At 28.8% G+C, this 24124-nt stretch carries 26 protein-coding genes and 1 riboswitch; of the genes, 6 read left to right on the top strand and 20 right to left on the bottom strand.

The window, feature by feature from the left end:
• Positions 1-11: 11 nt before the first annotated feature.
• Positions 12-749 carry a Fe-S cluster assembly ATPase SufC gene (sufC, locus tag BM119_RS14530; RefSeq protein WP_090042464.1) on the bottom strand — a complete coding sequence of 246 codons (738 nt, stop codon included), beginning with the start codon at positions 747-749 and terminating at the stop codon, positions 12-14.
• A 450-nt stretch (positions 750-1199) separates the two neighbouring features.
• A riboswitch (SAM riboswitch) is annotated at positions 1200-1305 on the top strand.
• Positions 1306-1453: 148 nt separating this feature from the next.
• On the opposite strand from sufC, the gene BM119_RS14525 reads away from it, so the two are divergent.
• From BM119_RS14525 to BM119_RS14515, 3 genes are read left to right on the top strand one after another with little or no spacing between them, the layout of a single operon-like run.
• Positions 1454-2410, top strand: a complete 957-nt coding sequence (locus BM119_RS14525; RefSeq protein WP_090042463.1) for a methionine ABC transporter ATP-binding protein — start codon at positions 1454-1456, stop codon at positions 2408-2410.
• A 2-nt stretch (positions 2411-2412) separates the two neighbouring features.
• On the top strand, positions 2413-3072 hold the full coding sequence (locus tag BM119_RS14520; protein ID WP_090042462.1) for a methionine ABC transporter permease: 660 nt from the start codon (positions 2413-2415) through the stop codon (positions 3070-3072).
• A gap of 19 nt (positions 3073-3091) precedes the next feature.
• Positions 3092-3901, top strand: coding sequence for a MetQ/NlpA family ABC transporter substrate-binding protein (locus BM119_RS14515; RefSeq protein WP_177199444.1), 810 nt, complete (start codon positions 3092-3094; stop codon positions 3899-3901).
• A 265-nt stretch (positions 3902-4166) separates the two neighbouring features.
• Here BM119_RS14515 and BM119_RS14510 read toward each other — a convergent pair whose 3' ends face one another.
• From BM119_RS14510 to BM119_RS14445, 14 genes are all read right to left on the bottom strand, one after another.
• Entirely contained in the window at positions 4167-5015 is an 849-nt protein-coding gene (locus BM119_RS14510; protein WP_090042460.1) for a YitT family protein, read from the bottom strand.
• A 323-nt stretch (positions 5016-5338) separates the two neighbouring features.
• Positions 5339-5980 (bottom strand): lactate utilization protein, encoded by a 642-nt coding sequence (locus tag BM119_RS14505; protein ID WP_090042459.1) that lies wholly within the window; start codon positions 5978-5980, stop codon positions 5339-5341.
• 514 nt (positions 5981-6494) lie between these two features.
• On the bottom strand, positions 6495-7826 hold the full coding sequence (locus tag BM119_RS14500) for a replicative DNA helicase (RefSeq protein ID WP_090042458.1): 1332 nt from the start codon (positions 7824-7826) through the stop codon (positions 6495-6497).
• A gap of 105 nt (positions 7827-7931) precedes the next feature.
• Positions 7932-9839, bottom strand: a complete 1908-nt coding sequence (lonC, locus tag BM119_RS14495) for a Lon family ATP-dependent protease (RefSeq protein ID WP_090042457.1) — start codon at positions 9837-9839, stop codon at positions 7932-7934.
• A gap of 15 nt (positions 9840-9854) precedes the next feature.
• Positions 9855-10298 (bottom strand): 50S ribosomal protein L9, encoded by a 444-nt coding sequence (gene rplI / locus BM119_RS14490; RefSeq protein WP_090042456.1) that lies wholly within the window; start codon positions 10296-10298, stop codon positions 9855-9857.
• Positions 10295-12232 carry a DHH family phosphoesterase gene (locus BM119_RS14485; RefSeq protein ID WP_090042483.1) on the bottom strand — a complete coding sequence of 646 codons (1938 nt, stop codon included), beginning with the start codon at positions 12230-12232 and terminating at the stop codon, positions 10295-10297. The genes rplI and BM119_RS14485 overlap by 4 nt, the downstream gene beginning before the upstream one ends.
• Positions 12233-12289: 57 nt before the next feature.
• Positions 12290-13309 carry a YybS family protein gene (locus tag BM119_RS14480; protein WP_090042455.1) on the bottom strand — a complete coding sequence of 340 codons (1020 nt, stop codon included), beginning with the start codon at positions 13307-13309 and terminating at the stop codon, positions 12290-12292.
• Positions 13310-13325: 16 nt separating this feature from the next.
• Positions 13326-13643, bottom strand: coding sequence for a MazG-like family protein (locus tag BM119_RS14475; protein WP_090042454.1), 318 nt, complete (start codon positions 13641-13643; stop codon positions 13326-13328).
• 380 nt (positions 13644-14023) lie between these two features.
• The gene (rpsR, locus tag BM119_RS14470; protein ID WP_090042453.1) at positions 14024-14266 is read right to left on the bottom strand and encodes a 30S ribosomal protein S18; all 243 of its coding nucleotides are present in this window, start codon (positions 14264-14266) and stop codon (positions 14024-14026) included.
• 36 nt (positions 14267-14302) lie between these two features.
• A complete protein-coding gene (locus BM119_RS14465) occupies positions 14303-14788 on the bottom strand; it encodes a single-stranded DNA-binding protein (protein ID WP_090042452.1) in 486 nt (161 codons plus the stop codon).
• Between the two features lie 14 nt (positions 14789-14802).
• Positions 14803-15090: a 30S ribosomal protein S6 gene (gene rpsF / locus BM119_RS14460; protein ID WP_090042451.1), complete on the bottom strand. Its 288-nt coding sequence runs from the start codon at positions 15088-15090 to the stop codon at positions 14803-14805.
• Between the two features lie 103 nt (positions 15091-15193).
• The gene (locus BM119_RS14455) at positions 15194-15394 is read right to left on the bottom strand and encodes a DUF951 domain-containing protein (protein ID WP_090042482.1); all 201 of its coding nucleotides are present in this window, start codon (positions 15392-15394) and stop codon (positions 15194-15196) included.
• Between the two features lie 34 nt (positions 15395-15428).
• The gene (locus BM119_RS14450) at positions 15429-16274 is read right to left on the bottom strand and encodes a mechanosensitive ion channel family protein (RefSeq protein WP_090042450.1); all 846 of its coding nucleotides are present in this window, start codon (positions 16272-16274) and stop codon (positions 15429-15431) included.
• 444 nt (positions 16275-16718) lie between these two features.
• Positions 16719-16967, bottom strand: coding sequence for a putative Se/S carrier protein (locus tag BM119_RS14445; RefSeq protein ID WP_090042449.1), 249 nt, complete (start codon positions 16965-16967; stop codon positions 16719-16721).
• A 262-nt stretch (positions 16968-17229) separates the two neighbouring features.
• Between BM119_RS14445 and BM119_RS14440 the strand changes: the two genes are divergently transcribed.
• The 3 genes from BM119_RS14440 (at position 17230) to yyaC (ending at position 19729) form a co-directional block, all read left to right on the top strand.
• Complete coding sequence (locus tag BM119_RS14440; RefSeq protein WP_090042448.1) at positions 17230-17877, top strand: LysE family translocator; 648 nt, start codon at positions 17230-17232, stop codon at positions 17875-17877.
• Positions 17878-17904: 27 nt separating this feature from the next.
• On the top strand, positions 17905-19053 hold the full coding sequence (locus BM119_RS14435) for an aminotransferase class V-fold PLP-dependent enzyme (RefSeq protein WP_090042447.1): 1149 nt from the start codon (positions 17905-17907) through the stop codon (positions 19051-19053).
• 61 nt (positions 19054-19114) lie between these two features.
• On the top strand, positions 19115-19729 hold the full coding sequence (gene yyaC / locus BM119_RS14430) for a spore protease YyaC (RefSeq protein WP_090042446.1): 615 nt from the start codon (positions 19115-19117) through the stop codon (positions 19727-19729).
• Between the two features lie 11 nt (positions 19730-19740).
• Here yyaC and BM119_RS14425 read toward each other — a convergent pair whose 3' ends face one another.
• From BM119_RS14425 to noc, 5 genes are all read right to left on the bottom strand, one after another.
• On the bottom strand, positions 19741-20001 hold the full coding sequence (locus tag BM119_RS14425) for a YkuS family protein (RefSeq protein ID WP_177199441.1): 261 nt from the start codon (positions 19999-20001) through the stop codon (positions 19741-19743).
• A gap of 126 nt (positions 20002-20127) precedes the next feature.
• Positions 20128-20625, bottom strand: a complete 498-nt coding sequence (locus BM119_RS14420; RefSeq protein WP_090042444.1) for a DUF4446 family protein — start codon at positions 20623-20625, stop codon at positions 20128-20130.
• 35 nt (positions 20626-20660) lie between these two features.
• Complete coding sequence (locus tag BM119_RS14415; protein WP_090042443.1) at positions 20661-21506, bottom strand: ParB/RepB/Spo0J family partition protein; 846 nt, start codon at positions 21504-21506, stop codon at positions 20661-20663.
• A 7-nt stretch (positions 21507-21513) separates the two neighbouring features.
• On the bottom strand, positions 21514-22281 hold the full coding sequence (locus tag BM119_RS14410) for a ParA family protein (RefSeq protein WP_090042442.1): 768 nt from the start codon (positions 22279-22281) through the stop codon (positions 21514-21516).
• Positions 22282-23140: 859 nt separating this feature from the next.
• Positions 23141-23923, bottom strand: coding sequence for a nucleoid occlusion protein (gene noc / locus BM119_RS14405; RefSeq protein ID WP_090042481.1), 783 nt, complete (start codon positions 23921-23923; stop codon positions 23141-23143).
• Between the last annotated feature and the right edge of the window lie 201 nt (positions 23924-24124).

Below are 24124 nucleotides of genomic sequence, written 5' to 3'. Positions count from 1 at the left end.
ATTCATCATAATTATTTAAAACTTTCAAAACCATTTTCCTCAATTTCTGACGCAAGTTCTATCCCACCTGTTTTTACTATCTTTCCATCAACAAGTATATGAACATAATCTGGTTTTAAATATTCTAGTATCTTATTATGATGAGTAATTATAAGTATAGATTTTTCCTTGTCAGATAACACTTTTACCCCTTCTGAAACAACTCTTATTGCATCTACATCTAATCCTGAATCTGTTTCATCTAATATAGAAAGCTTAGGCTCTAAAATAGCCATTTGTAAAATCTCATTTTTCTTTTTTTCTCCACCTGAAAATCCAACATTCAGATATCTATTTGCATAAGTTTCATTTATTTTTAAAATCTCCATATTATCTTTTAATGTTTTTTTAAACTTAACCATTCCAACATATTTTCCTGTAACAGCACCTTTAGCTGTTCTTAAAAAGTTTTCCACTGTAACACCTGGTACTTCTTCTGGATATTGAAACGATAAAAAAATTCCTCTCTTAGCTTTTTCGTCTGCTTTTAAATCATTTATTACTTCACCTTCAAACTTAACATTACCTTCTGTTATAAAATATTTTGGATGACTCATTAAAGTATTTGCCAAAGTAGACTTCCCAGCTCCATTTGGTCCCATAATTACATGTATTTCACCTTTTTTTATATTTAAATTTAATCCTTTTAGGATTTCTTTATCTTCAACTTTAGTGTGTAAATTTTCTATATTTAAAAGTTCTTGTGACATAGTTTTTCACTCCTTAAAAATTAATTCCGATTATTTCACTCTGGATTCATATTTATATCATACTAAAAAGGTCTGAATTAATCAATAGGAAACTATACCTTTTTAGTGTGTTTTACTAAAAAATTTCTGTCCTTTTGAAATTATATATGTTTCATTAATAAAACTACATTCATATTGTCGTAATATATGAACAGCACTTATTCTAAATAACCAAACTTTATTGAACCATATATAAGTTCATTTTTCCTTATTTTTTAACTGTAACTTTATCTACCATATATCATTTATACTTTTATTTTGAGATAAAATTTTTAATATAAGAATGCATGTTTCATGGGGGTTAGTCCCTTATAATAATAAATTCAAAATTAAATAAATCATTTTTTTATTTAAAATTTATGTTGACATATTAAATTAAATAAAATATAATTTATTTAATTTAATAATTAGTTCTTATTAAGAGCGGTGGAGGGACTGGCCCTATGAAACCCAGCAACCGGTATGTTTTTATACGTCGGTGCTAAATCCTGCAGGTTTTTTACCTGAAAGATGAGAGAATAGACGTGTTTTCAACACTAGAGTTTCTTCTCTAGTGTTTTTTTATTTGTATATGTTTTTAATTATTGTACATATGCTTTAATTTTTTTAAATATTTAAATCAAATTTATTACATTTATGTATTAATATTCAAGGAGGTACTATCATTGATAAAGATAAAAAATTTATATAAGAGCTTTAATAATACCGAAATATTAAAAGATATCAATCTTGAAATAAAAGAAAATGATATTTATGGAATAATAGGTCACAGCGGTGCCGGAAAATCAACACTACTAAGGTGTATAAATCATTTAGAGAGTTTTGAAAAAGGCACAATTAATGTTATGGGAAAGGAACTCTCATCTCTTACAAATAATGAAATAAGAGTTCTTAGAAAAGATTTAGGTATGATTTTTCAAAATTTTAACCTTTTATCTAGAGATACCGTATATAACAATATCGCCTTACCATTAAAAATATGGGGATATGATAAATCCTATATAGATGAAAAAGTCTGCTCATTATTAAAGATAATTGGTCTTGAAGATAAAGCCAATGTAAAACCTAAAAGCCTTAGTGGTGGTCAAAAACAACGAGTTGCCATAGCCAGAGCGCTAACGTTGGATCCAAAAATTCTTTTGTGTGATGAAGCAACTTCTGCCCTTGATCCTAAAACAACTAAAGACATTCTTAACCTATTAAAGAAAATAAATAAGGAACTTGGTATAACAATAGTAATAGTTACTCACCAAATGGAAGTTGTTAAGGAAATTTGTAACAAAGTATCCTTAATGGAAAACGGAAACTTTTTATATAGCGGTTATGTTGATGATTTGTTTTTAAAACCAAATAAAGATCTTAATGATTTTCTTGGTGAAAACTATGATGTTTCTTTAGATGGTGTTACCATTAAAGTATTTTTCCCAGGTAATATAAGTAAGTCATCTGTTATAACATCTATGGCTAGAAAACTAGATATTGATTTTTCAATAGTAGGAGGAAAATTAGAGAACTTTAGAGATAAGTTACTCGGTACATTAACAATAAATTTTCCATCAGAACATAGCCATTTGGTAACAGAATACCTTAATTCTTCAAATATTCAATGGGAGGTACTATAAAGATGATAAACTTCTTCACAGCATTTCAAAATCTTATATATCCTGAACTTTTAAACACCTTAAATATGGTTATCCAATCAACTATTTACTCAATATTACTTGGAGTAATCCCTGCAATAGTATTGGTTGTTACATCATCTGATGGTTTAAGACCAAATAAGTTTATATATTCAACCTTAGATTTTATAGTAAACACTTTACGTTCTTTTCCTTTTATTATACTTTTAGTTGCATTGCTGCCTTTAACAAGATTACTAATAGGCACAACTATAGGTCCAACTGCAGCTATAATTCCTTTAAGTATTGGTGCCGCTCCATTTACTGCTAGAGTTATAGAAACAGCCTTGTTAGACATTGATAAAGGTGTTATTGATGCAGCTAAATCCTTTGGATGTAGTGATTTTCAGATAATATTTAGAATTATGTTTAAAGAAGCTCTTCCATCCATTATTCTTGGAATAACATTAACTGTTATAAGCATAGTTGGATATTCCGCTATGGCTGGTGTTATTGGTGGAAAAGGACTTGGGGATTTAGCTTTACAATATGGTTATTACAGATTCCAAACAGATATATTAATATACACAGTTATTGTATTAATTATTGTTGTTCAAGTTTTCCAAACTATTGGAAATTTAGTTTATAAGCTAGTAAACAAATAAAAAAATATTGGAGGCATTTATTATGAAAAAATTTTTTGCATTACTTTTAACATCTATAGTTACCCTATCGTTGGTTGCATGTGGCACATCCTCTTCATCTAATAATTCTGAGGATAAAAAAGTTATTAAAGTTGGTGCTACTCCTGTTCCACATAAAGAAATATTAGAATGCATTAAAGATGATTTATCTGAAAAAGGCTATGAACTACAAATTATAGAGTTCTCTGATTATAAAGTTTTAAATTCTGCCTTAGCTGACAAAGAAATCAATGCAAATTTCTTTCAGCATATCCCATTTTTAGATGAAGAAGTTAAAAATAGAGGTTATGATTTAGATTACACAGTAAAAGTCCACCTAGAACCTCTTGGTTTATACTCTGCAACATTAAAAGATTTTAAAGATCTTAAAGATGGAGCAAAAATAGCAGTTCCTAATGATCCAACTAATGAAGCTAGAGCTTTAAGACTTCTTGAAGAAAATGGTCTTATAAAATTAAATTCTGGTGATTTAATAACTGTACGTGATATAACAGAGAATCCAAAAAATTTATCTATATCTGAAATAGATGCTGCTCAACTACCAAGAACTATACAAGATGTTGATGCTGCTGTTATAAATACAAACTTTGCAATACAAGCTAATTTTAATCCTTCAAAGGATGCATTATTGCTTGAAAGTAAAGATTCCCCTTATGCTAATATATTAGCCGTTAGAAAATCAGATAAAGACTCTCCAGCAATAAAAACCTTATCTGAATCTCTTAATTCCGATAAAGTAACGAAATTTCTTGAAGATAAATATAATGGAAGTATTCTTCCTGCATTTTAGTTCCATCAATGAATTCTTAGGTTCAACGCTAGTTTTGTAGTTATTAAATAAAACTATTTGTTTATACCAAACTAGATACGCCATTTTTAACCTTAGATATTTTCACTCTTTTAGCCTTAAAAAATCCTATAATTTTATATTCATAAACAAAAAACTGATATTATGCTAGATTTGCATAATATCAGTTTTTGTAGTTTAAGGCACATTCAAAAAAATAACAAGTCAGTATGCTAGTATATTTGACTTGTTATTTCCTTTCACGTTCCTAAACTATTTTCTTAAATCCTTCTCCTAAAGTTTCAAACACATCATTTACACAAACAAACGCATCTGGATCTATTTTTTTTATATGATTTTTTATTCTTATAAACTCTTTCCTATCAACAACTGTACTTAATATATCTACATTATTTCTACTATATGAGCCTGTTCCATGATATATTGTAGCACCTCTTTCAAGTTCATCTAAAATAAACTTCTCTATTTCTGGTAACTTATCGCTTATCACTCTAACTTCCTTAAGTGCATTTATACCTTCAATAGCTCTATCTATAACAATACCATTTAACACTACTGTAAATAATGCATATAATCCTGATTTTAATCCAAAGGCAATTAATGCTAGAATAACAACAACTAAATCTACCATTAAAACACCTTTACCCATATTTATATTAAAATACTTGTTAAGTATTTTTGCAATTATATCAGTTCCCCCAGTTGATGCATTAAAATTAAATATAATGGCCATTCCAACAGCTGATAACATTACTCCTATTAGCATTTCCATAAACATATCCCCAGTTAATGAACCTTTTAATGGAACTATCTCTCCAAGTAAAAATGTAGTTGATGACAATAATAAACTTGAAAAAATAGTTTTCCCACCAAAACTTGGACCTATAACTATAAATGCAACTACAAAAAGTACGGCATCTATTACAAACATTGCTCCCCCAACTGGAATTACAGGAACATAGTGATTTAAAATTATAGATAATCCACTTATTCCTCCACCAGCTATGTTATTAGGCATCATAAAAAAGTATATTCCTGCTGCAACACACCAAACCCCTAATATAATAAATACATAATCTTTTATTTTATTAAACATAATATTCTCCCCTTTCTTTTCATATGTTTCAGCCCAATTATATTGTATTGTTAAAATCTTTCAAAGGTCAACATTTTTCATTATTATTTTACCTTTTATTAGTTTTTTTATCCAAATTGAATTATATATATTCCCTCAATTTAATTTACAATAAATTTTTGAACTAACTATATTATACAAAAAATCCTTGTCTGTATAATTATACTGACAAGGATTAAATATAAAATAGATTATTATTCTTTATTTTCCTATATGTATCTTTTATTTAAGTATATAGCTTACATATATATTTTTGTGATCTTTCTTATAATTATTCACCTTTATTAATATCCTAATTCTTCTTTAAGTATTATAACCTTTATTCTGCCCTTAGTTCCTTGCCTTTTTATAAGTGTATATTCATTACATATTCTCTCATTACTATTACAATTCATACATTCACCCATCTTATGACAAGGTGTATTTCTATTTAGTCTTCTACAATTGGCAGGTGCGCTTACTGTCTTAGTTCTTTCTATGGCACTATCCAAATCTTTAACTATTTTATTTATTCCAATTATAACTACAACTTTGTCTGGACCATAGAGCATAGCAGCTACCCTGTTACCGTTGCCATCTACATTATAAAGCATTCCATCTTCAGTTACTGCATTTGAACTTGTAAAATAAGTATCACAAAAGAAACTCTTTCTATATATTTCTTTCATTTCATCTTTAGTTAAACCTTCTTTATATCTATCTAAAAAATTATATTTTCCACTTTTCAATAAATCTATAACTCCACATTCAAATAAGGACATAGATCCACCAACAGATACCATTTCCCCGTCCTTACATATTTCTTTTATTTTTTCTATTAATTCTTCCTTGTTATTTACACAATATCCTTCCATGTTGTTACGCTCTAAAGCTGATATTGTTCTTTTTATTTTTTCATCTACAACAAATTCTAAATTTTTATCCATAAAACATTCTCCCTATTTTGAAGGCCACTAAAAAAGTATCATTTTTTCTGAAATTACACCTTGTAAACCCTATGGTTTGGTTGCGTTTTTCAAAAATTAACTTTTTAGTGGCCTCCTATTTTGTATCTTTACACTATAGAACAAAAGTGGCTGCGCCCTTTTTTTAATTGACAATTGATAATTGACAATTGACGATTATTGTTGAGAGTGGAAAGTTGAAAATTCAGGATAAAAATCACAGATTTTCTTTAAATATATTTTTTTCAAAATTTTAAATCTTCATGAGAAGATTTTTTCTTGAATTGTCCATTCTCAATCGCCAATTCTCAATTCACTTAAACCTTCCTTAGAAGATTTATCCTTAAATTGTCAAATTCCAATCGTCAATTGTCAATTTCTTAAACTCTTGCCACTTGCAACTTACAACTTGTCACTTAAATTGATTTCAATTTTTAACCGAAAACACTGTACATGTTTAATGTTTCTTAAGTTATCTATAAATTCATATAATTTATTATTGATGTATTGTATCAAGATTACCAAACTTACTGTATTGACCAAGCCATGCAAGTTTTGCAGTGCCTACTGGACCATTTCTTTGCTTAGCTATAATACATTCTCCAATATTCTTTTCCTCTGTCTCTTTGTTATAATATTCATCTCTATATAAGAACATTACAATATCCGCATCCTGCTCTATTGATCCTGATTCTCTAAGATCTGAAAGCATTGGTCTATGATCTGCTCTTTGTTCTGGAGCACGTGATAACTGAGACAATGCAACAACAGGACACCCGATTTCTTTAGCTAATGCTTTTATTCCTCTTGAAATCTCTGATACTTCTTGTTGTCTATTTTCTCCGCCACTACCACTCATAAGTTGAAGATAATCTATCATTACCATATCTATCCCATGTTCTATCTTTAATCTTCTACACTTAGATCTCATTTCCATAATAGAAACACCTGCAGTATCATCAATATATATCTTTGCAGCTGCAAGAGGTCCTGAAGCTCTAGCTATGTTTTCCCAATCTTCATCATCTAAATTACCCGTTCTAAGTTTTAACATATCTACATTTGCTTCTGCACATAAAAGTTTATATGCTAATTGTTCCTTAGACATTTCCAGGGAAAAAAATGCTATACTTTTACCCGCTCTTAATGCAGCATGCTGTGCTATATTAAGTGAAAATGTTGTTTTTCCCATTGATGGTCTGGCTGCTATAAGTATCATTTCACCACTTTGAAAACCAGATGTCATATTATCTAAATCATTAAATCCCGTTGGTATACCTGTTATATCGCCCTTATTGTTATAAAGTCTTTCTATCTCTAGAAATCCTCTTTCTAAAACATCACTTATAGGCTCAAAATCGCTATTAGATTTCTTTTCTGATATATCAAATACTTGTTTTTGTGCAAAATCAAGTACATTATCCACCATACTTTGGTTATTATAACTTTTTTCAATTATCTCATTTGAGGATTTTATAAGCTTTCTAAGCATAGATTTTTCAGCAACTATTTTTATATACGCACTTAAGTTTGCTGTAGATGGCATTGATTGACTTATGTCTGTTATATAACTTATTCCACCTGCATCCTCTAATTTTTCTGTAGATCTTAAATGCTCTATAAGAGTTATTATATCTACTGGTTCATCCTTTTGGAATAACTCTATTATTGCTTTAAATATAACTTTATGAGCTTCCCTATAAAAGTCATAAACCTTTAATCCTTCAGCAGCTTGAGCAATTGCTGTTTTATCTATAATCATTGAGCCAAGAACTGACTGTTCGGCATCAAGATTATGAGGAAGACTTCTCATAACTGATGTATCCATAAACCCTCTCCTTATCTGCTATAATACCTTTAATAATATTACTATTATAAACCATTACGATGTTAAATATAAGACTCTTACTAAAAATAGTAAGAGTCTCTTTTCTTAAAATATTATATTCATTAATTCTTCTATTGATGAAATTGGTTTAACTTCAATATCTTTAAGTCCTAATGGTATTTCCTTTTCGTTATCTTTTGGAACTAAAACAAGCTTTATACACTTTCTTCTAGCGCCATATACTTTTTCAAATATACCACCAACTGGCTTTACCATTCCCCTTAAAGATATCTCTCCAGTTATTGCAACGTCCTGTCTAATTGGCTTATTAAGTAATGCACTAATTATACACACTGTAATAGCTGCACCAGCAGAGGGTCCATCTATCCTACCTCCACCAACTACATTTACATGTATGTCATAATCCTTTATGTCTTTGTCTGTTATTTTTCTTATAACAGACGCAGCATTAAACACTGAATCCTTTGCCATAGAACCAGCAGTGTCATTAAATCTAACTTGACCAGTTCCCTTTTTCTTTGCTGGGAACACAACAGTCTCTATTTCTAGTGTAGATCCAATAAATCCACTTACGCCTAATCCATAAACATGTCCTATTTCCTTTTTATTATAATTATCTAATCTTTCATATGGTGAAAATCTTCCAACGGATAATACATCTTCTACATATGCCTTTGTTATAGTTAAGTTTTCTATATCATCATTATCTGAATTATATAAAGCATATCCATATGCATCTGATAAAATATTTATAGCTCTTCTTCCTTCTATTGTGTATCTACTTATTAATTCTGCTACACCATCTTCAATGGTAACATTTAATTTTTTAGCACCATTTTCAACTATACTTTCTATATCTTTAGCTGAAAGGGGCTCAAAATAAACTTCAACACATCTTGATCTAAGAGCTGGATTTATTTCAGATGGTTCTCTTGTAGTTGCTCCTATAAGAACAAAATCTGCCGGAGCTCCATTGTCAAATAAATACTTTATATATTTAGGTGTATTTTCATCATCTGGATCATAATATGATGATGAAAATTCTACTCTTTTATCCTCTAACACCTTTAAAATCTTATTTTGAAGTATGTTATCTAGTTCACCTATTTCGTCAATAAATAATACACCACCATGCGCATCTGTAACCAACCCTGGTTTAGGTTCTGGTACACCTATTTCCGCTAGATCCCTTTTACTTCCTTGATAAATTGGGTCATGTACCGAACCTAATAATGGGTTTGTTATCTCTCTTGGATCCCATCTCAATGTTGTTCCATTAACCTCAATAAATTTTGCATCCCCATCAAATGGAGTAAACTTAATCTTTTTAGCTTCTTCAAGAGCAAGTCTTGCTGCTGTAGTTTTTCCAACTCCTGGTGGTCCATAAAGTATTATGTGTTGAGGATATGGAGAAGCTAGTTTTGATAAAAGAGATTTAATAGCTCTCTCTTGTCCAACTATCTCACTAAAGCTTTCAGGTCTTAAAATACTTTGTATGTTTTTAGTAAGTTTCTTTTCATCTAGCTTCTTTAACGTATCATACTTTTTTAATGTTTTAGTATTTTCAGGTCCTTTTTGCTTTTTCATTATGCCTAATCTAATTTCATCTACATATTTATCTTGCTTTTCAACTAGTGATCTCTCAACTTGTTGTTCGATTTTATTTTGAATATATCTTTTAGCGATGTTCTCTGAAACCCAATTATTAGTGTCTTCTATAACCTCAGATATTGTTTCAGCCGTGGGTATATTCTCTACCCCTTTACCATCGCTAACTATTTTATTTAAAGCATATATTCTCTTATATATATCATTACTCTTAACATGTTTTTGAAGCTTATATTTTACTGTTCTAGCTCTTAAAGCACCTTCATCTAATATGTTATCAGCTATTTCATATAATACATTTATCTGTGCTTCTAAAGAGGTTCCCTTATCTAGCAGCTCATCTACTGTTAATTCTTCAATCTTGTTATCAAATTGTGATTTCAAGCTTAATCCCCCTTATTACTGAGAAACAATAATAACTTTCATTTTTGTAGATACCTCTGGATATATTTTTATTTCTATCTCAAATGCACCTGGTTGTTTTACTGTCTCCATAACTATTTTTTTCTTATCTACAGAAATTTTGTATTGAGATTTTATGATCTCTGCAACATCTTTACTTGTTATTGCTCCAAATAATCTACCATTATCCCCAGCCTTAGCTTTTATAATAATTTCTTTACCCTTTAATTTATCAGCTAAAGCTTGTGCTTCTTCCATCTCTGCTACTTTTTTTCTTCTATCATTTTCCTTTTTAGTGTTTAATATATGCATATTTCCTTCTGTTGCTTGTTGAGCAAGCTTTCTAGGAAATAAAAAATTTCTTGCATATCCATCTGAAACATTTATTACCTCGCCTTTTTTTCCAACACTCTTTATATCACCTAATAAAATTACTTTCATTTTGTTTCACCTTCCCTTGAATATTTAGCTATAGCGCTTTTTAATCTTTCAACAGCCTCTTCTAAACTGCAATTGTTAACTTTTGCTCCTGCTATGGTCATATGTCCGCCTCCTCCAAGAGTTTCCAAAACAAGTTGAACATTTACATCTCCAAATGAGCGTCCGCTTATATACACGTCTTCTCCCATTTTAGCAAGGACAAAGGATGCCTGAATACCTGTAATATTTAGTAGCTCATCAGCTGATTTAGCAACAACTACAGTATCTTCTATATTTGGAGGAGCAATAGCAATGGCAATATTATTTTCCACTTTAGCAGTTCTTATGATTTCAGCTCTTTTTATATAAGTATCCAAATCTTGAGCAAACATTTTCTTTACATCTATAGTATCGGCTCCTGATCTCCTTAAAAAAGATGCTGCCTCAAAAGTTCTTACCCCTGTCTTCAAATAGAAATTTTTTGTATCAACACATATTCCAGCAAGAAGAGCTTCTGCCTCTAATTGATTTAATTTAGGTTTATCTAACATATATTGTATCATTTCTGTGACTAATTCTGAAGTCGATGATGCATATATTTCAATATATGTCAAAATAGCACCTTCTATAAAGTCAACTGTTCTTCTATGATGATCTATTATAACTATGTTTTTCACATTTTCCACAATTTTAGAATCTTGAACATAACCTCTACTGTGTACATCTACCAAAATTAGTAAGCTATTTTCATCAATAGTTGCTTTACACTCTTCAGGGCTTATTAATAACCCATCATAAGTTGGATTTTCTTTTATTTTATCTACAATATATCTTATTCCACTTCCAACTTCATTTAAAACTATGTGACACTCTTTATTCAGCTTATTCACCGCACTGCTTAATCCAACTGCAGCTCCAAAGCAATCCATATCAGGATTTTTGTGTCCCATTATATAAACCTTAGAACTTTCTTTTATTAAATCATTTAATGCATGGGCAACAACCCTTGCCCTAACCTTTGTTCTTTTTTCAACTTCTTTGGCTTTTCCTCCAAAGAAATCTAATTTTTCTCCTGATTTTATGACAGCTTGATCTCCACCTCTTCCAAGTGCTAACTCTTTAGCGCTATTTGCATACTTATTATTTAATGAGGGTGTATCACCATGCATACCCACACCTACGCTAAGAGTTACTGCCAATTTATTTCCAATGTTTATTTCTCTCACTGTATCAAGTATTTCAAACTTCTTTTTCATATCTTCTTTTATATATTTTTCTTCAACACTTAAAACATACTTATTTGAAGAATACTTCTTAATCATAGCATTATTGTTTTGAGCATAACTATTTATTGTTCTTTCTATTTCAGCTACCAATAGCGGTCTAGAATTTTCTTCAGTACTTTTAATTACCTCATCTAAATTATCTACTTCTATAAGCATTATACTTTCTCTTTGATCTTTTAAGGTCTCAAGCTTAGTTATATCATAAAAATAAAGTATTACTATACACTTATCTTCATAACTCTTTCCTTCTGTATTAACTAAATTAGTATAGATATCAAAGTACCTATCATTTATATTTACAGATTTGTAGCATCCTACTGTACCACTTTTTATATCATCTATATTAAAATCCTTTATAATATTTTTAATGTTTTTTCCCAATATTTCTTCTCTTTTCAATATAGATGTAAGCTTATTGTTATACCAATTTACATTTCCATCATCAGTCACTATTATCATTGGGAATGATAGATTTCCTAATGTACTTCTCGTTACACTATCTAAATTATTTGAAAACTCTTCAATAAATTCTCTTAATTTATCATGTTTTTTTCTAACATTGTTTATATTATATATAACCAATATGGCGAAAAAAATCATAAATGCAAACCCTAATATAATATGACCAAAAATAAAAATAATAGCTATTAATATAGCTATAAATATCATATAAATCTTTGTACTTGGTATAAAATCTTTAAATTTATCCACTCCTAAGCCGCCTTCCTATTTGATATTTTTTTTATCCAAATAGTTTTTTATACTATTTGATAAACTATTTGGATCAAGTCTTCTTAAATCAAGAACTAGGTCAACAATACCTATTAAGAAAACTAACTTATTAAGTGTTACATTAAATAATATAAGTATAGAAATTACAATAATAAACCCTTTTTTCAACTTCAATTTATCTTTCAAATAAAATATTATTACTGAAAATCCCAATACAACCATCATTATTTGAAAAATAACATTTATAGAACCAAATATGTATGATCCCATATCAATACCATGATTAATCATCATTAAAGATATAATTAAAACTAGTATTAACATTGCCCCTATCCTATTATCTATATACCATGTAGAAAATGGCCTTAGATCTGCTACTTCATACCTTAATTTTTTCATTATAGTTTTTGTAACCATGTAGTTTATATATGCTGTAATTAATGCAATCATCACCAAGACCCCAGGCAGTACAGTCATTAAAAATTCAGGCGTTATACTATTTATTACATCAAATAAAGGTGCTGAATCTATTGAAACGCCCATTCCCGCATATATTTCTTTAGTTAGATCAACTGATTCCCTAATCATATTTATTTGTTGATTTATTATAGCTATAAGATTTGTTCCCATAACTACATATATGGTTAATGCATATCCTACTAACATTGAAAAAATTGAAGCTATTGTTTCTAACATAATAGTAAAAATTGGTGTCTTCTTATTTTTAATACAATACCCCATAGCGCTACCTGTAAGCCCAAACATCAGAGCGTTCCCAATAGCTATTATAGGATTATTTATAATTGCAAGCAAGATCGTACTTACAATTATAGCTGATGTTGAAACCTTAATATCATACTTTACTAAAAGTATAGTTATAGGCAAAGGAAGTACAAACATAAATAAACTTCCAATGATAGGAACATAGTTAACTATCATAAACATAACTATGATTAAACCACTCATTATTCCAACTTCAACAATAGATTGAGTGCTAAATTTCTTATTCTCCATAACTCCTCCAAAAGTTCTAATTTCTTTCCTTTAAATGAGTATATAGCCTACTTAAATTTTTTCCATCCTTTTCAACTAAATCTTCCTCAATTATTCCTAGTTTAACTTTCTTCTTCATATTATCATCCACAGCAGTATAGGAATATCCTAATCTTTCAGCTAATATATAAAGAATTATTATAGCACCTGATATACATTCCAATATTGCATCATGAGCTACATTACTTCCTTTTGTTAAAAGCCTAAAGAATTCTCCAATAATACATAATAACTGTGCCTTTAGCTCTTCGATAATTTTTACGTTAGACATAATGTTAAAATTATTTTTTTTCACCCCATATACCCCCATTACCATAGTTATATATATTTATTGTAGTTTTTTTTCAATATTTATGCAACTAAAGTTTGTTTTATAATCCTTAGTATACAAAGCCATATTTTGTAATATATTCACTACTTATGAATATGAAAAAGAAATAATTATATTTATATGTGCAATATATAGTATTTTATTAATTTCACTGTATTATTTATGTAGTTTTTTAAACATTTTTGTATTTATTATTTAGTTTATGCAATATAAGAAATAAAAAGCTATAAGGCACATGAAACAAAATAGATTAGCATACTGACTTGTTATTTTTTTGAAGATGCTTAAAAGCAAAAAAGCTACTGAATTTAATCAGTAGCTTAATATGTGAAACATTTAGTATATTACTCAGTTGTAAATGGTAATAATGCTATGTTTCTAGCTCTCTTTATACAAGAAGTAAGCTCTCTTTGGTGCTTAGCACATGTTCCAGAAATTCTTCTTGGTAATATCTTACCTCTTTCTGTAACATATTTTCTTAACTTACTTATGTCTTTGTAATCTATACCTTCTGATTTTTCAACACAGAAAGCACAAACTTTTTTCTTTCTCTTCATTCTAGAGTTTCTTTTCATATCTCTGCTCATCATTTTCCCTCCTTACCTTAAAAAGTGTTAGATTTTTTAGAAAGGTATATCTCCATCATCTACTGGAGTTATATCCTCTTCGTATGACTGTCCGCCAAAAGGATTAGATTCTGTTTTATCAAAACCTGCGCCTTGCGCGAATGGATTACTATCCGGCATACTATAATCACTGTTGCCACCAAAATTAGTTGAATCTTGTTTAGAGTTTTTGCCTCCTAAAAAGCTAACCTCTTGAGCAACTACTTCAGTAACATATCTCTTACTGCCATCTTTAGCATCGTAAGATCTCGTTTGGATTCTGCCACTAGCAGCCATTAAACTACCTTTTGTCATGTAGTTAGCTGTAGCTTCTGCCTGTTTACCCCATATTACTACAGAAATAAAGTCAGCTTCTCTTTGTTTAGTAGAAGCATTGTATCTATCTACTGCCAAAGTAATAGTGGTTACAGCCATTCCAGACCCTGGTGTATACCTAAGTTCTGGATCTTTTGTTAGTCTTCCAATAAGAACAACTTTGTTCACTTGTTGACACCACCTTATTTCTCTTCCTTAACGATTATGTGTCTTATAACACCGTCAGTGATTCCAAAAACTCTGTCTAACTCTTTTGGTAATTCAGTATTAGCAGTGAAGTTGATTAGAGTATAATATCCTTCGCTAACTTTAGAAATTTCGTAAGCAAGTTTTCTTCTGCCCCAGAAATCTACGTTATCAATTACTCCTCCACCATTTTCTATTACACCTTTAAATTTATCTTGGATAGACTTTACAGCCTCCTCGTCTAAAGATGGATGTAATATAAATATAGTTTCATATTTTCTCATCTAATTCACCTCCTCCCCTTGGCCTAAGGCTGTGCTTTACACAGCAGGGATTTACCAAGTAATTGTATCACTAAGTTTTAAAATTTGCAATATTTTTTTGTTTTTATTCCTCAGGTATATTTTGCTTTATTATCTTTTTTACATCTTTATCAAATTTACTTCTTGAAATCATTACAATTCTGCTACATCCTACACACTTAATTTTTATGTCCGCTCCAAGTCTTATTATTTCCCACTGATAGCTGCCACATGGATGTTGTTTCTTCATTTCAACGATATCTCCTAAGTAAAATACTTTAGGCATAAAATTAAACCCAACCTTTCCTAAATTATAATAATTATTTTTCTTGCATATTATAAATTGTTCTTTTTGGATATGGTATTTCAATACCTGCATTATCCAATGCCTTCTTTATATCTTTTCTAAGAATATTTTCACAATCCCATTGTGTCATTGGCTTTGCTTTAGCCCATACTCTTACACTTACACCAGAATCTTTTAAAGATGTTACACCTATAACTTTAGGACCTTCAACAATATCTGGATATTCTTTGAACCTACTACACACTTCTTCAAGTGTATTAATAACATTGTCTATATCTTCCTCATAAGCAACATCTACATCTACTAAAACTCTCATGTCATTTCTTGAGTGATTTGTCATAATAACAATACTTCCATTTGGTATAATGTGTAGATCTCCATTGAAATCTTTAAGTCTTGTTAATCTAAGTCCAACACTTTCAACAACTCCACCTTTATCTCCTATATTTATATATTCTCCTACGGAAAATTGATCCTCAAATATTATAAAAAAACCATTTATTACGTCCTTTATAAGGCTTTGTGCTCCGAAACCTATTGCAGCTCCCCCAATACCCGCTAGAGTTATCGTTATAGGACCAAATATTGAAGTTAGGATTGCCGATATTCCAAAGAAATATACAGTGTATCTAACAACACTTTTTAAAACTGCTCCAATTGTATGAGCTTTCTTATCATCTAAAGATATCTTCATATTGCTTTGCTTTTCAATAAATTTATTTATAAGCTTAGTAGAAATCATGATTACAACCCACATAGCTATTATAATAATTATTATATTTATTGCTTTGTCTACAATATTATCTAAATCTAGATTTATATTTTTCAAATTTTTTAATATATTATTTATAAAACTCATATCCCTTCTCCTTTGTTAAGGCACATGAAAGAAAATAACAAGTCCAAGATGCCATGTATATTTTGTGTCAGAGAACAAAAGGCTACGCCCTTTTTTAAATTGACAATTGAGAATTGACGATTATTGTTGGAAGTCACAGACTTCCTAAATATAAAGTTGAAGGTTGAGAGTGGAAAATTGAAAGTTTAGGTTGAAAATCACAGATTTTCTTTAATTATATTTTTAAAATCTTAAAATCTTCCTAAGAAGATTTATCCTTCAATTGTCAATTCTCAATCATCAATTGTAAATTCATTCCAAGCTTCCTTAGAAGATTTAACCGCAACTTGTAACCCATAACTTGTCACTCATTAAAGTTTTCACATCTCAACTTTCACCTCTCCACTTATTTAAAGACTAGCATACTGACTTGTTACTTTTTTGAATGTGCCTAAGTGTCTATATTTATATTACAAGCTCAAATTTTTCGTCTGTTTTATGATATATATTTTTTATTTCCATTTTATCTTGTCCAATTATTTCTTTAACCTTTTCCACGTCACTAGTATTAAATCTAACGCTAATTCCACAACTTTTTGTTATATAAGTTGGAGTTGGCATTATTATAACATTTAACCCTTCTTCTTTTAACACCTTCTCACCTTGTATCGCATCATGAGTATTTTTAAAAACAATTAAATAATATTCCTTCATAAGTCCTCCTAATAATTTATACTATATTTATAATCATTATATATAATATAGTATAAATTATTTATCACATCAAATAAAATAGAAAGTATTCCTTTTATTTTATTTTTTCTACTTATTTGTCATTAATGTTTGTCTATGACGCAAATATTACTTAAAATAGTATTATATGTTATTATACTTTTGTAGACCTAATATGGGTCTTTATTGGTTAAAATATATTTTTTATAGTTATTAAATTTATTTTTATTTAAAGGAGCAGACTATGGATATATCTTTTATGGTTTTATTAAAATGTTTAATCTCTGGTATAAGCACAGGATTTGCTATATGTATTCCATTAGGCCCCTCTGGATTAGAATCTATTAAGCGTACTGTTAATTATGGGTTTTTAAACGGATTTAAGGTGTCTCTAGGTGCAATTAGTGCTGATATGTCTTATTTATTAATAATACATCTAGGCTTAGCTAATCTACTTACAGCTACCCGTCAAAGAGAATGTCTTTTTTGGATTATTTCAGGGTCAATATTAATTCTATTAAATGTATTTAATGGTAAAAAAAGAGATAAACCATCTATGTTTAACACGGATAACTTTCCTCCATTTTTATCTGGATTTTTAATGACATTTATTAATCCTATGTCTTTATCTCTTTGGTTAATCTTAAGTGGTACAATAGTTCAATTTTGGCACGATACTGGAATAATATATTATTTTCTATTTATAATAAGCATTTTAATTACAATGACAGCATGGTTTGCTGTATTAAATTTCTTAGCAGCTAAAGGATTTAAATCACTAAGCTCTAAAACTAATGGTAAGTCAGATTTAACATCAAAAGTTTTAAAATATATACTGATCATTTTAGGATCAGGATTTATTCTGTTTGGATTAATTAAACTCATGCTTTAATTTAAATAATTACTAGGAGGCTTTTTTATGAAAATTTATCTTGATAATGCAGCTACTACATATCCAAAACCTGATAGTGTACGCAATGCTATGCTTAACTACATGACTGATTTAGGTGCTAGTCCAGGTCGTGGATCTTATGCAAGCGCACTAGAAAGTAGTAGGATTGTTTATGATTGCAGAGAATCTATTTGTAAATTATTTAATTTTGATAAACCAGAAAATGTTATATTTACTGCTAACATTACACATTCCTTAAACATGCTTTTAAAGGGATTTATAAAACCAGGTTGTCATATAATAACTTCTTCAATGGAACATAACTCAGTTCTTAGACCTTTATTTGAATTGAAAAATTCCTTAGGAATCGAGCTAGATATTATTGATTGTGACGAAAATGGTCTTATAAATGTAGAAAATGTAAAAAATGCCGTAAAATCTAACACTAAACTTGTTGTTATGACACATTGTTCAAATGTAGTTGGTACCATTCAACCACTTGAAGAAATAGGTTCTATATGTAAAGAGAACAATATAGATTTTATAGTTGATTGTGCTCAAACTGCTGGAGCCATGGAAGTTGACTTTAAAAAATTAAATTGTAGTGCTTTAGCTTTTACTGGCCACAAAGGACTATTAGGACCTCAAGGAATAGGTGGATTTTTGATAACTGACGCATTTAATGAAAAATGTAATTCATTAATTCTGGGTGGAACAGGTAGCCTATCTTCACAATTGGTTCAACCTGATTTTTTACCTGATAAATTTGAAAGTGGAACTTTAAATACTCCTGGAATAGCTGGATTATATGCTGGAGTAAGATTTTTATTAAAAACAGATGTAAAATCTATTGAAGAAAAAGAAATGAACCTTGCAAAAATATTTTTAGATGGTTTATTAAATATAGATAAAACTATTTTATATGGACTTAAAGATATTAAGGGTAGAACCTCTACCATCTCTGTTAATTTTAAAGATATGGATTCAAGCGAATTATCATTTCTTTTAGATTATCAATATGGGATAATGACTAGAACTGGTTTGCATTGTGCACCTTTGGCTCATAAAACAATTGGAACATATCCAAGTGGAACTTTGAGATTTAGTATAGGTTATTTTAATGATGAAAAAGATATTAATTATACTTTGAATGCCCTTAATTCAATACTAAAATAATATGTCATTTTGTATAAGAATCCTTCTTTTGGTTAATAATTTACTAAAAGGAGGTTTTTTCATGTCTAAGATTATTTTGGATTCTCTTGATGTTAGTTCATCTTTTAAATTAAGAGATCTATTATGTTCCAAACTCTCTAAAATTATTAAAGAAAAACGTCATATAATATTTCTTTGCATAGGTACGGATAGGTCAACTGGTGATAGTTTAGGTCCATTAGTTGGTCACAAACTTAAATTTCTGCATAGAGAAGGTATCTCTATACTAGGTACATTAGAAAATCCCGTACACGCTAAAAATCTTCAATCTACTTTAGATGAAATACATTCTACTTATAATAATCCTTATATAATTGCTATAGATGCTTGTTTAGGAAGTTTACCCAATGTAGGTAAAGTCTTAATTGACAATAAACCACTATTTCCAGGTTCTGCTGTAAATAAAGATTTACCTGCTGTTGGTGATTTAAGTATTTCTGGAGTAGTAAATATTTCAGGTAATATGGAATTTATGGTTCTTCAAAATACTAGATTGTATGTAGTTATGCAACTTGCTGAAACAATTTCTCAAGGTATATATCACTCTGTACTTAAGAGTGTTGGTGGTAAAAAATCTTCAAATGATTTTTATTTAGATTCATCTATATGTTCTCCACTTAAAGTAAATAGCCACTAATTTATTAGTGGCTATAAAAATGTACCTTGTAAATGTTGTTTTTCTAAAATATTTTCTATATCATTTATACTCTTGCTTCCAGAATCGATTACTAATATATCATTATTTCTATTATAAATATTATTTAATATATCTTCCTCTCTATTTTTTTGATTTTTCAAATCACAAATGACGGCTTCTATATTCCTTATATTACTATTCACTACTGTATGTCCTAATGTTTCTAAATCATCCTTTAAATAATTTAATTTAGGAGTTAAATATATTTTCATAAAAAAAACCTCCTTTAGGGGTATTTTCTCCTCTAAAGAAAGTTTTATTCTAAAAAATATACAACATAAGAACTTTATCATTAATATATTTAAATTATATACTATAACTTAAAAAATTTTAAAAAATTATTTACTCATTGCATCATTTAACACTTGCTGTTCTTCTTCTGATAAATCATATCTAGATATTCCTTTATCTATTGGTTTTGCATAAGTAGTACTTTCATTTCTTCCAAATATACCTGTAACAACTACCCCATTATTATTATCATTTAATAATGCAATGGAAAAACTTAAATCACTTCCTACATCTTCAAAAGCTTTATATCTAATTACTGATATTTTTTGTACACATTGTTTTATTCTATCATCAATTTCATTCATTCTTCCGTTACAACTTTCAACCATAGCTTTAGCCTCGTCGATTTTATCCAAATACTCAACTACTGATTCTTCTAAATTTTTTGTAGTAGTCCCTCTCATTAACTTTCTATATCTATTTTCAAGTTTTCCTAAGGCCCTAGACATACTAATTAATACTATTATTAATATTAAAGTTATTGCTGTTAATCCTAATATTATGTACGGTGAAAAATCTTTCACCATTTCAAATAAATTTTCCAAATTTCATTACCTCCTGTAATGTTTCACGTGAAACATTATATTTCTAATAAATCCAAAATCCTTTGTAGATCCTCTTCTGAATAATATTCTATTTCTATTTTGCCCTTATCTTTTTTGTTTTTAATATTAATTTTAGTATCAAACCTTTGCTGTAACTTTTCTTTTATATCCAAGTAGTATGGATTAAAATTTCTTACTTTTTCTTTCTCTTCTTTAGGCTTCCTTATGTTTTTTATAAGTGATTCCAGTGCTCTTACAGATAATTGCTCATCTATAACTTTTTGTGCAACACTATACTGATCATCTTTATCTTGTATAGATAAAATTACTCTACCATGTCCCTCACTTATTACTCCATCCATTATATATTCTTGTACTCTTTCATCTAATTTTAATAATCTTAAAGAGTTTGTTATTACAACTCTAGATTTTCCCACTCTTTTAGATAATTCTTCTTGAGTTATATCAAATTCCTTCAATAATTTTTCATAAGCCTTAGCTTCTTCTATTGGATTTAAGTCCTGCCTTTGTATATTTTCTATAAGTGATACTTCTAATACTTCTTTATCTGTCAACTCCATAACAATACAAGGAACTTCTTTTAATCCTAATAATTTAGCAGCTCTCCATCTTCTCTCTCCTGCTATTATAGTATAATTATTCATATCTTGTTTTACAATTAAAGGCTGTATTATTCCAAATTCTCTTATAGATTCACTTAATTCTAAGATATTCTGATCATCAAAGTATTTTCTTGGTTGTTCATTGTTAGGTTTAATAAGGTTCATAGATATTGCATTTGTCTTATCTTCTTTTTCAATTTGTTCCTCTTCTGGAATTAATGCTCCTAAGCCTTTTCCAAGTCCAAACTTCTTACTCAAAACTAAATCACACTCCTTGCTTTGATAAAAACTCTTTTGCTAATTTTTCATAAGCATCTGCACCTTTACATTTATCATCGTAAAGCATTATTGGTAAACCAAAGCTAGGTGATTCAGCTAATCTAACATTTCTTGGTATATAAGTTTTATATACCTTATCCTTAAAATAATTTTTAACTTCTCCAACAACTTCATTGCATAACTTAGTTCTTGCATCATACATGGTCATTAGCACGCCTTCAATTTCTAAATCTTTATTAAGTGATTTTTTTATCATTTGTATAGTTTGAACTAATTGTCCAACTCCCTCTAATGCATAAAATTCACATTGTATAGGTATTAAAACAGATTTAGATGCACTAAGTGCATTAATTGTTAAAAATCCTAGCGATGGAGGACAATCTATAAGAACAAAATCAAACATATCTTTTACTTCTTCTATTTTATTCTTTAATATAGTTTCTCTATTTTCTTTGCTATTTAATTCAACTTCTGCTCCAGCTAATTCCATCGTTGATGGAACAACGAACATATTTTTTACTAGTTGACTTTCTATTATTGCATCTTTTAATGATTTATCTTCTGTAAGAACATTATATATAGAGCTCTTTAGTTTTCTCTTATCAATACCTAGTCCACTTGTTGTGTTACCTTGAGGGTCTATATCTATAACTAAAACTCTATACCCTTTCATTGCTAAATAGGCGCATAAATTTATATTTGTAGTTGTTTTACCAACTCCACCCTTTTGATTGAATATGCATATAGATTTCATAATTTATATTCTCCTATACATATAAGAGAACTTCACCTCCCTATATAATCTCTACCTACTATTATTATATATTTTTACAACGCAGATTGAAAGCCACTTTCTGTAACAATCTAAATATTTATTGTTAAATTTGTCAATTTTCATCTGATAATCTCTCTAGATTAACTTATTTAACATTGGGATAATAGAAAAAACATCATCAAATGAAAATTTGTTCTATCTGATGTCTATAACCTTAATGTTAGATTTCCTCTACAATTACGGTATTATAGAAAGAATACTGTAGCTACACCCTTCTTTAAGTGACAAGTTTTCAGTTACAAGTCATAAGTTAAGGTTGCTTTTTCTACAAAAAATATAAAATTAAAAATTGAATTATTAGTTTTTCAGAACAATATAAAGAAAAACGTCATTAACTTGTTACTTGTGTTTTGTACTTCATAAAGTTATCTTCAAATTTAAAATCTATAACATTCTATATAGAACAAAAGACTGCGCCCTTTTTTAATTGATAATTGATAATTGACAATTGACGATTATTGTTGGAAGTCACACACTTCCTAAATATAAAGTTGAAGATTGAAAGTGGAAAGTTGAAAATTACAGATTTTCTCTAAATTATATTCTTTAAATTTTAAAATCTTCCTTAGAAGATTTATCCTTGAATTGTCAATTTTCAATCGTCAATTGTCAATTTATTAAGCTCTTGCAACTTGCCACTTGTAATTTTTTATTCATTAAAGTTCTCAACTTAAAACTCCATATGTTTCATCACTTAATAAAATTATCCACAGATTTGAAATTTTATAATATCCTATAAAGTAAAAAAAGGAATGTTTCACGTGAAACATTCCTTTTTTTATTTACTTTTTGGTATTTTTACAGTAACTTCTATAAATTCATCAAGCTCTTTTGATTTATATTGGGCATTTATACCATATTTATCAAAAACCTGTTTTATTGTGTTTATATATATTTTAGATGAAAACACACCTTTTATTCTCTTCTTACCATCAGATGCTATTTCTTTTGTTGTAAGCTTTAATAACTCTCTATCTATAAACTCTTCTGTTTTTTTAACGTTAAGACCCCTTTTTACAACTTCTTTGAGCACATCTAATTGTAACTTCTCATCAGGTAATTTTAATAATGCTCTACCATGTCTCTCTGTTAACTTGTTTTCCAAAAGAATTTTTCTTATATCATCTGATAACTTTAATATTCTTAACTTGTTAGCTATTGTAGATTGCTTCTTGCCAATTAATTCAGCTAATTTTTCTTGTGTATACGAATGTATTTTTATCAGATTATTATATGCTTCAGCCTCTTCTATGAAGTTTAATTCTTCCCTTTGTATGTTCTCAAGTAATGCTATAGCTGCTGAATCTTCATCTGATATCTGTACTATTATTACAGGAACTTGTTTTAGTCCTGCTAATTTAGCTGCTCTTAATCTTCTTTCTCCAGCAATTAATTCGTACTTATCATCACCAATTTTTCTAACTGAAAGTGGTTGAATTATTCCATAACTTTTTATAGATAATGATAATTCATATAATGCTTCTTCATCAAATACTTTTCTTGGTTGATATAAATTAGGACAAATTAATTGTGGATCTACATAATAAACTTCATTTTGCATACCCGTACCATCCCTCACAATTTTCCTTTTATTAACATTTCTACATAATTGCAAAAAAACCCTCTTTTTTGGTAGAAAAAGTTTACTTTAAATATCTTATTGAAAACTATAATGTTTACTTTTATTTTATAGGTTTTTTACTAATACTATTTGATTGTCTTGGGTAAACTTTTGGCGTTTCTTTTATTTTTTTTATTATTA

This window comes from Clostridium frigidicarnis, assembly GCF_900111985.1.
Lineage (GTDB): Bacteria > Bacillota > Clostridia > Clostridiales > Clostridiaceae > Clostridium_Z > Clostridium_Z frigidicarnis.
The sequence above is the reverse complement of the archived record's forward strand: the minus strand, read 5'-3'. Positions and strand labels throughout refer to the sequence as shown.

Bases quoted from the DNA above. Each gene is read 5' to 3' on its own strand.
- sufC (WP_090042464.1), bottom strand. From the start codon at position 749: ATGTCACAAGAACTTTTAAATATAGAAAATTTACACACTAAAGTTGAA.
- BM119_RS14520 (WP_090042462.1), top strand. From the start codon at position 2,413: ATGATAAACTTCTTCACAGCATTTCAAAATCTTATATATCCTGAACTT.
- BM119_RS14510 (WP_090042460.1), bottom strand. From the start codon at position 5,015: ATGTTTAATAAAATAAAAGATTATGTATTTATTATATTAGGGGTTTGG.
- BM119_RS14505 (WP_090042459.1), bottom strand. From the start codon at position 5,980: ATGGATAAAAATTTAGAATTTGTTGTAGATGAAAAAATAAAAAGAACA.
- BM119_RS14500 (WP_090042458.1), bottom strand. From the start codon at position 7,826: ATGGATACATCAGTTATGAGAAGTCTTCCTCATAATCTTGATGCCGAA.
- rplI (WP_090042456.1), bottom strand. From the start codon at position 10,298: ATGAAAGTAATTTTATTAGGTGATATAAAGAGTGTTGGAAAAAAAGGC.
- BM119_RS14485 (WP_090042483.1), bottom strand. From the start codon at position 12,232: ATGATATTTATAGCTATATTAATAGCTATTATTTTTATTTTTGGTCAT.
- BM119_RS14480 (WP_090042455.1), bottom strand. From the start codon at position 13,309: ATGGAGAATAAGAAATTTAGCACTCAATCTATTGTTGAAGTTGGAATA.
- rpsR (WP_090042453.1), bottom strand. From the start codon at position 14,266: ATGAGCAGAGATATGAAAAGAAACTCTAGAATGAAGAGAAAGAAAAAA.
- rpsF (WP_090042451.1), bottom strand. From the start codon at position 15,090: ATGAGAAAATATGAAACTATATTTATATTACATCCATCTTTAGACGAG.
- BM119_RS14455 (WP_090042482.1), bottom strand. From the start codon at position 15,394: ATGCCTAAAGTATTTTACTTAGGAGATATCGTTGAAATGAAGAAACAA.
- BM119_RS14450 (WP_090042450.1), bottom strand. From the start codon at position 16,274: ATGAGTTTTATAAATAATATATTAAAAAATTTGAAAAATATAAATCTA.
- BM119_RS14445 (WP_090042449.1), bottom strand. From the start codon at position 16,967: ATGAAGGAATATTATTTAATTGTTTTTAAAAATACTCATGATGCGATA.
- BM119_RS14440 (WP_090042448.1), top strand. From the start codon at position 17,230: ATGGATATATCTTTTATGGTTTTATTAAAATGTTTAATCTCTGGTATA.
- BM119_RS14435 (WP_090042447.1), top strand. From the start codon at position 17,905: ATGAAAATTTATCTTGATAATGCAGCTACTACATATCCAAAACCTGAT.
- yyaC (WP_090042446.1), top strand. From the start codon at position 19,115: ATGTCTAAGATTATTTTGGATTCTCTTGATGTTAGTTCATCTTTTAAA.
- BM119_RS14425 (WP_177199441.1), bottom strand. From the start codon at position 20,001: ATGAAAATATATTTAACTCCTAAATTAAATTATTTAAAGGATGATTTA.
- BM119_RS14410 (WP_090042442.1), bottom strand. From the start codon at position 22,281: ATGAAATCTATATGCATATTCAATCAAAAGGGTGGAGTTGGTAAAACA.
- noc (WP_090042481.1), bottom strand. From the start codon at position 23,923: ATGCAAAATGAAGTTTATTATGTAGATCCACAATTAATTTGTCCTAAT.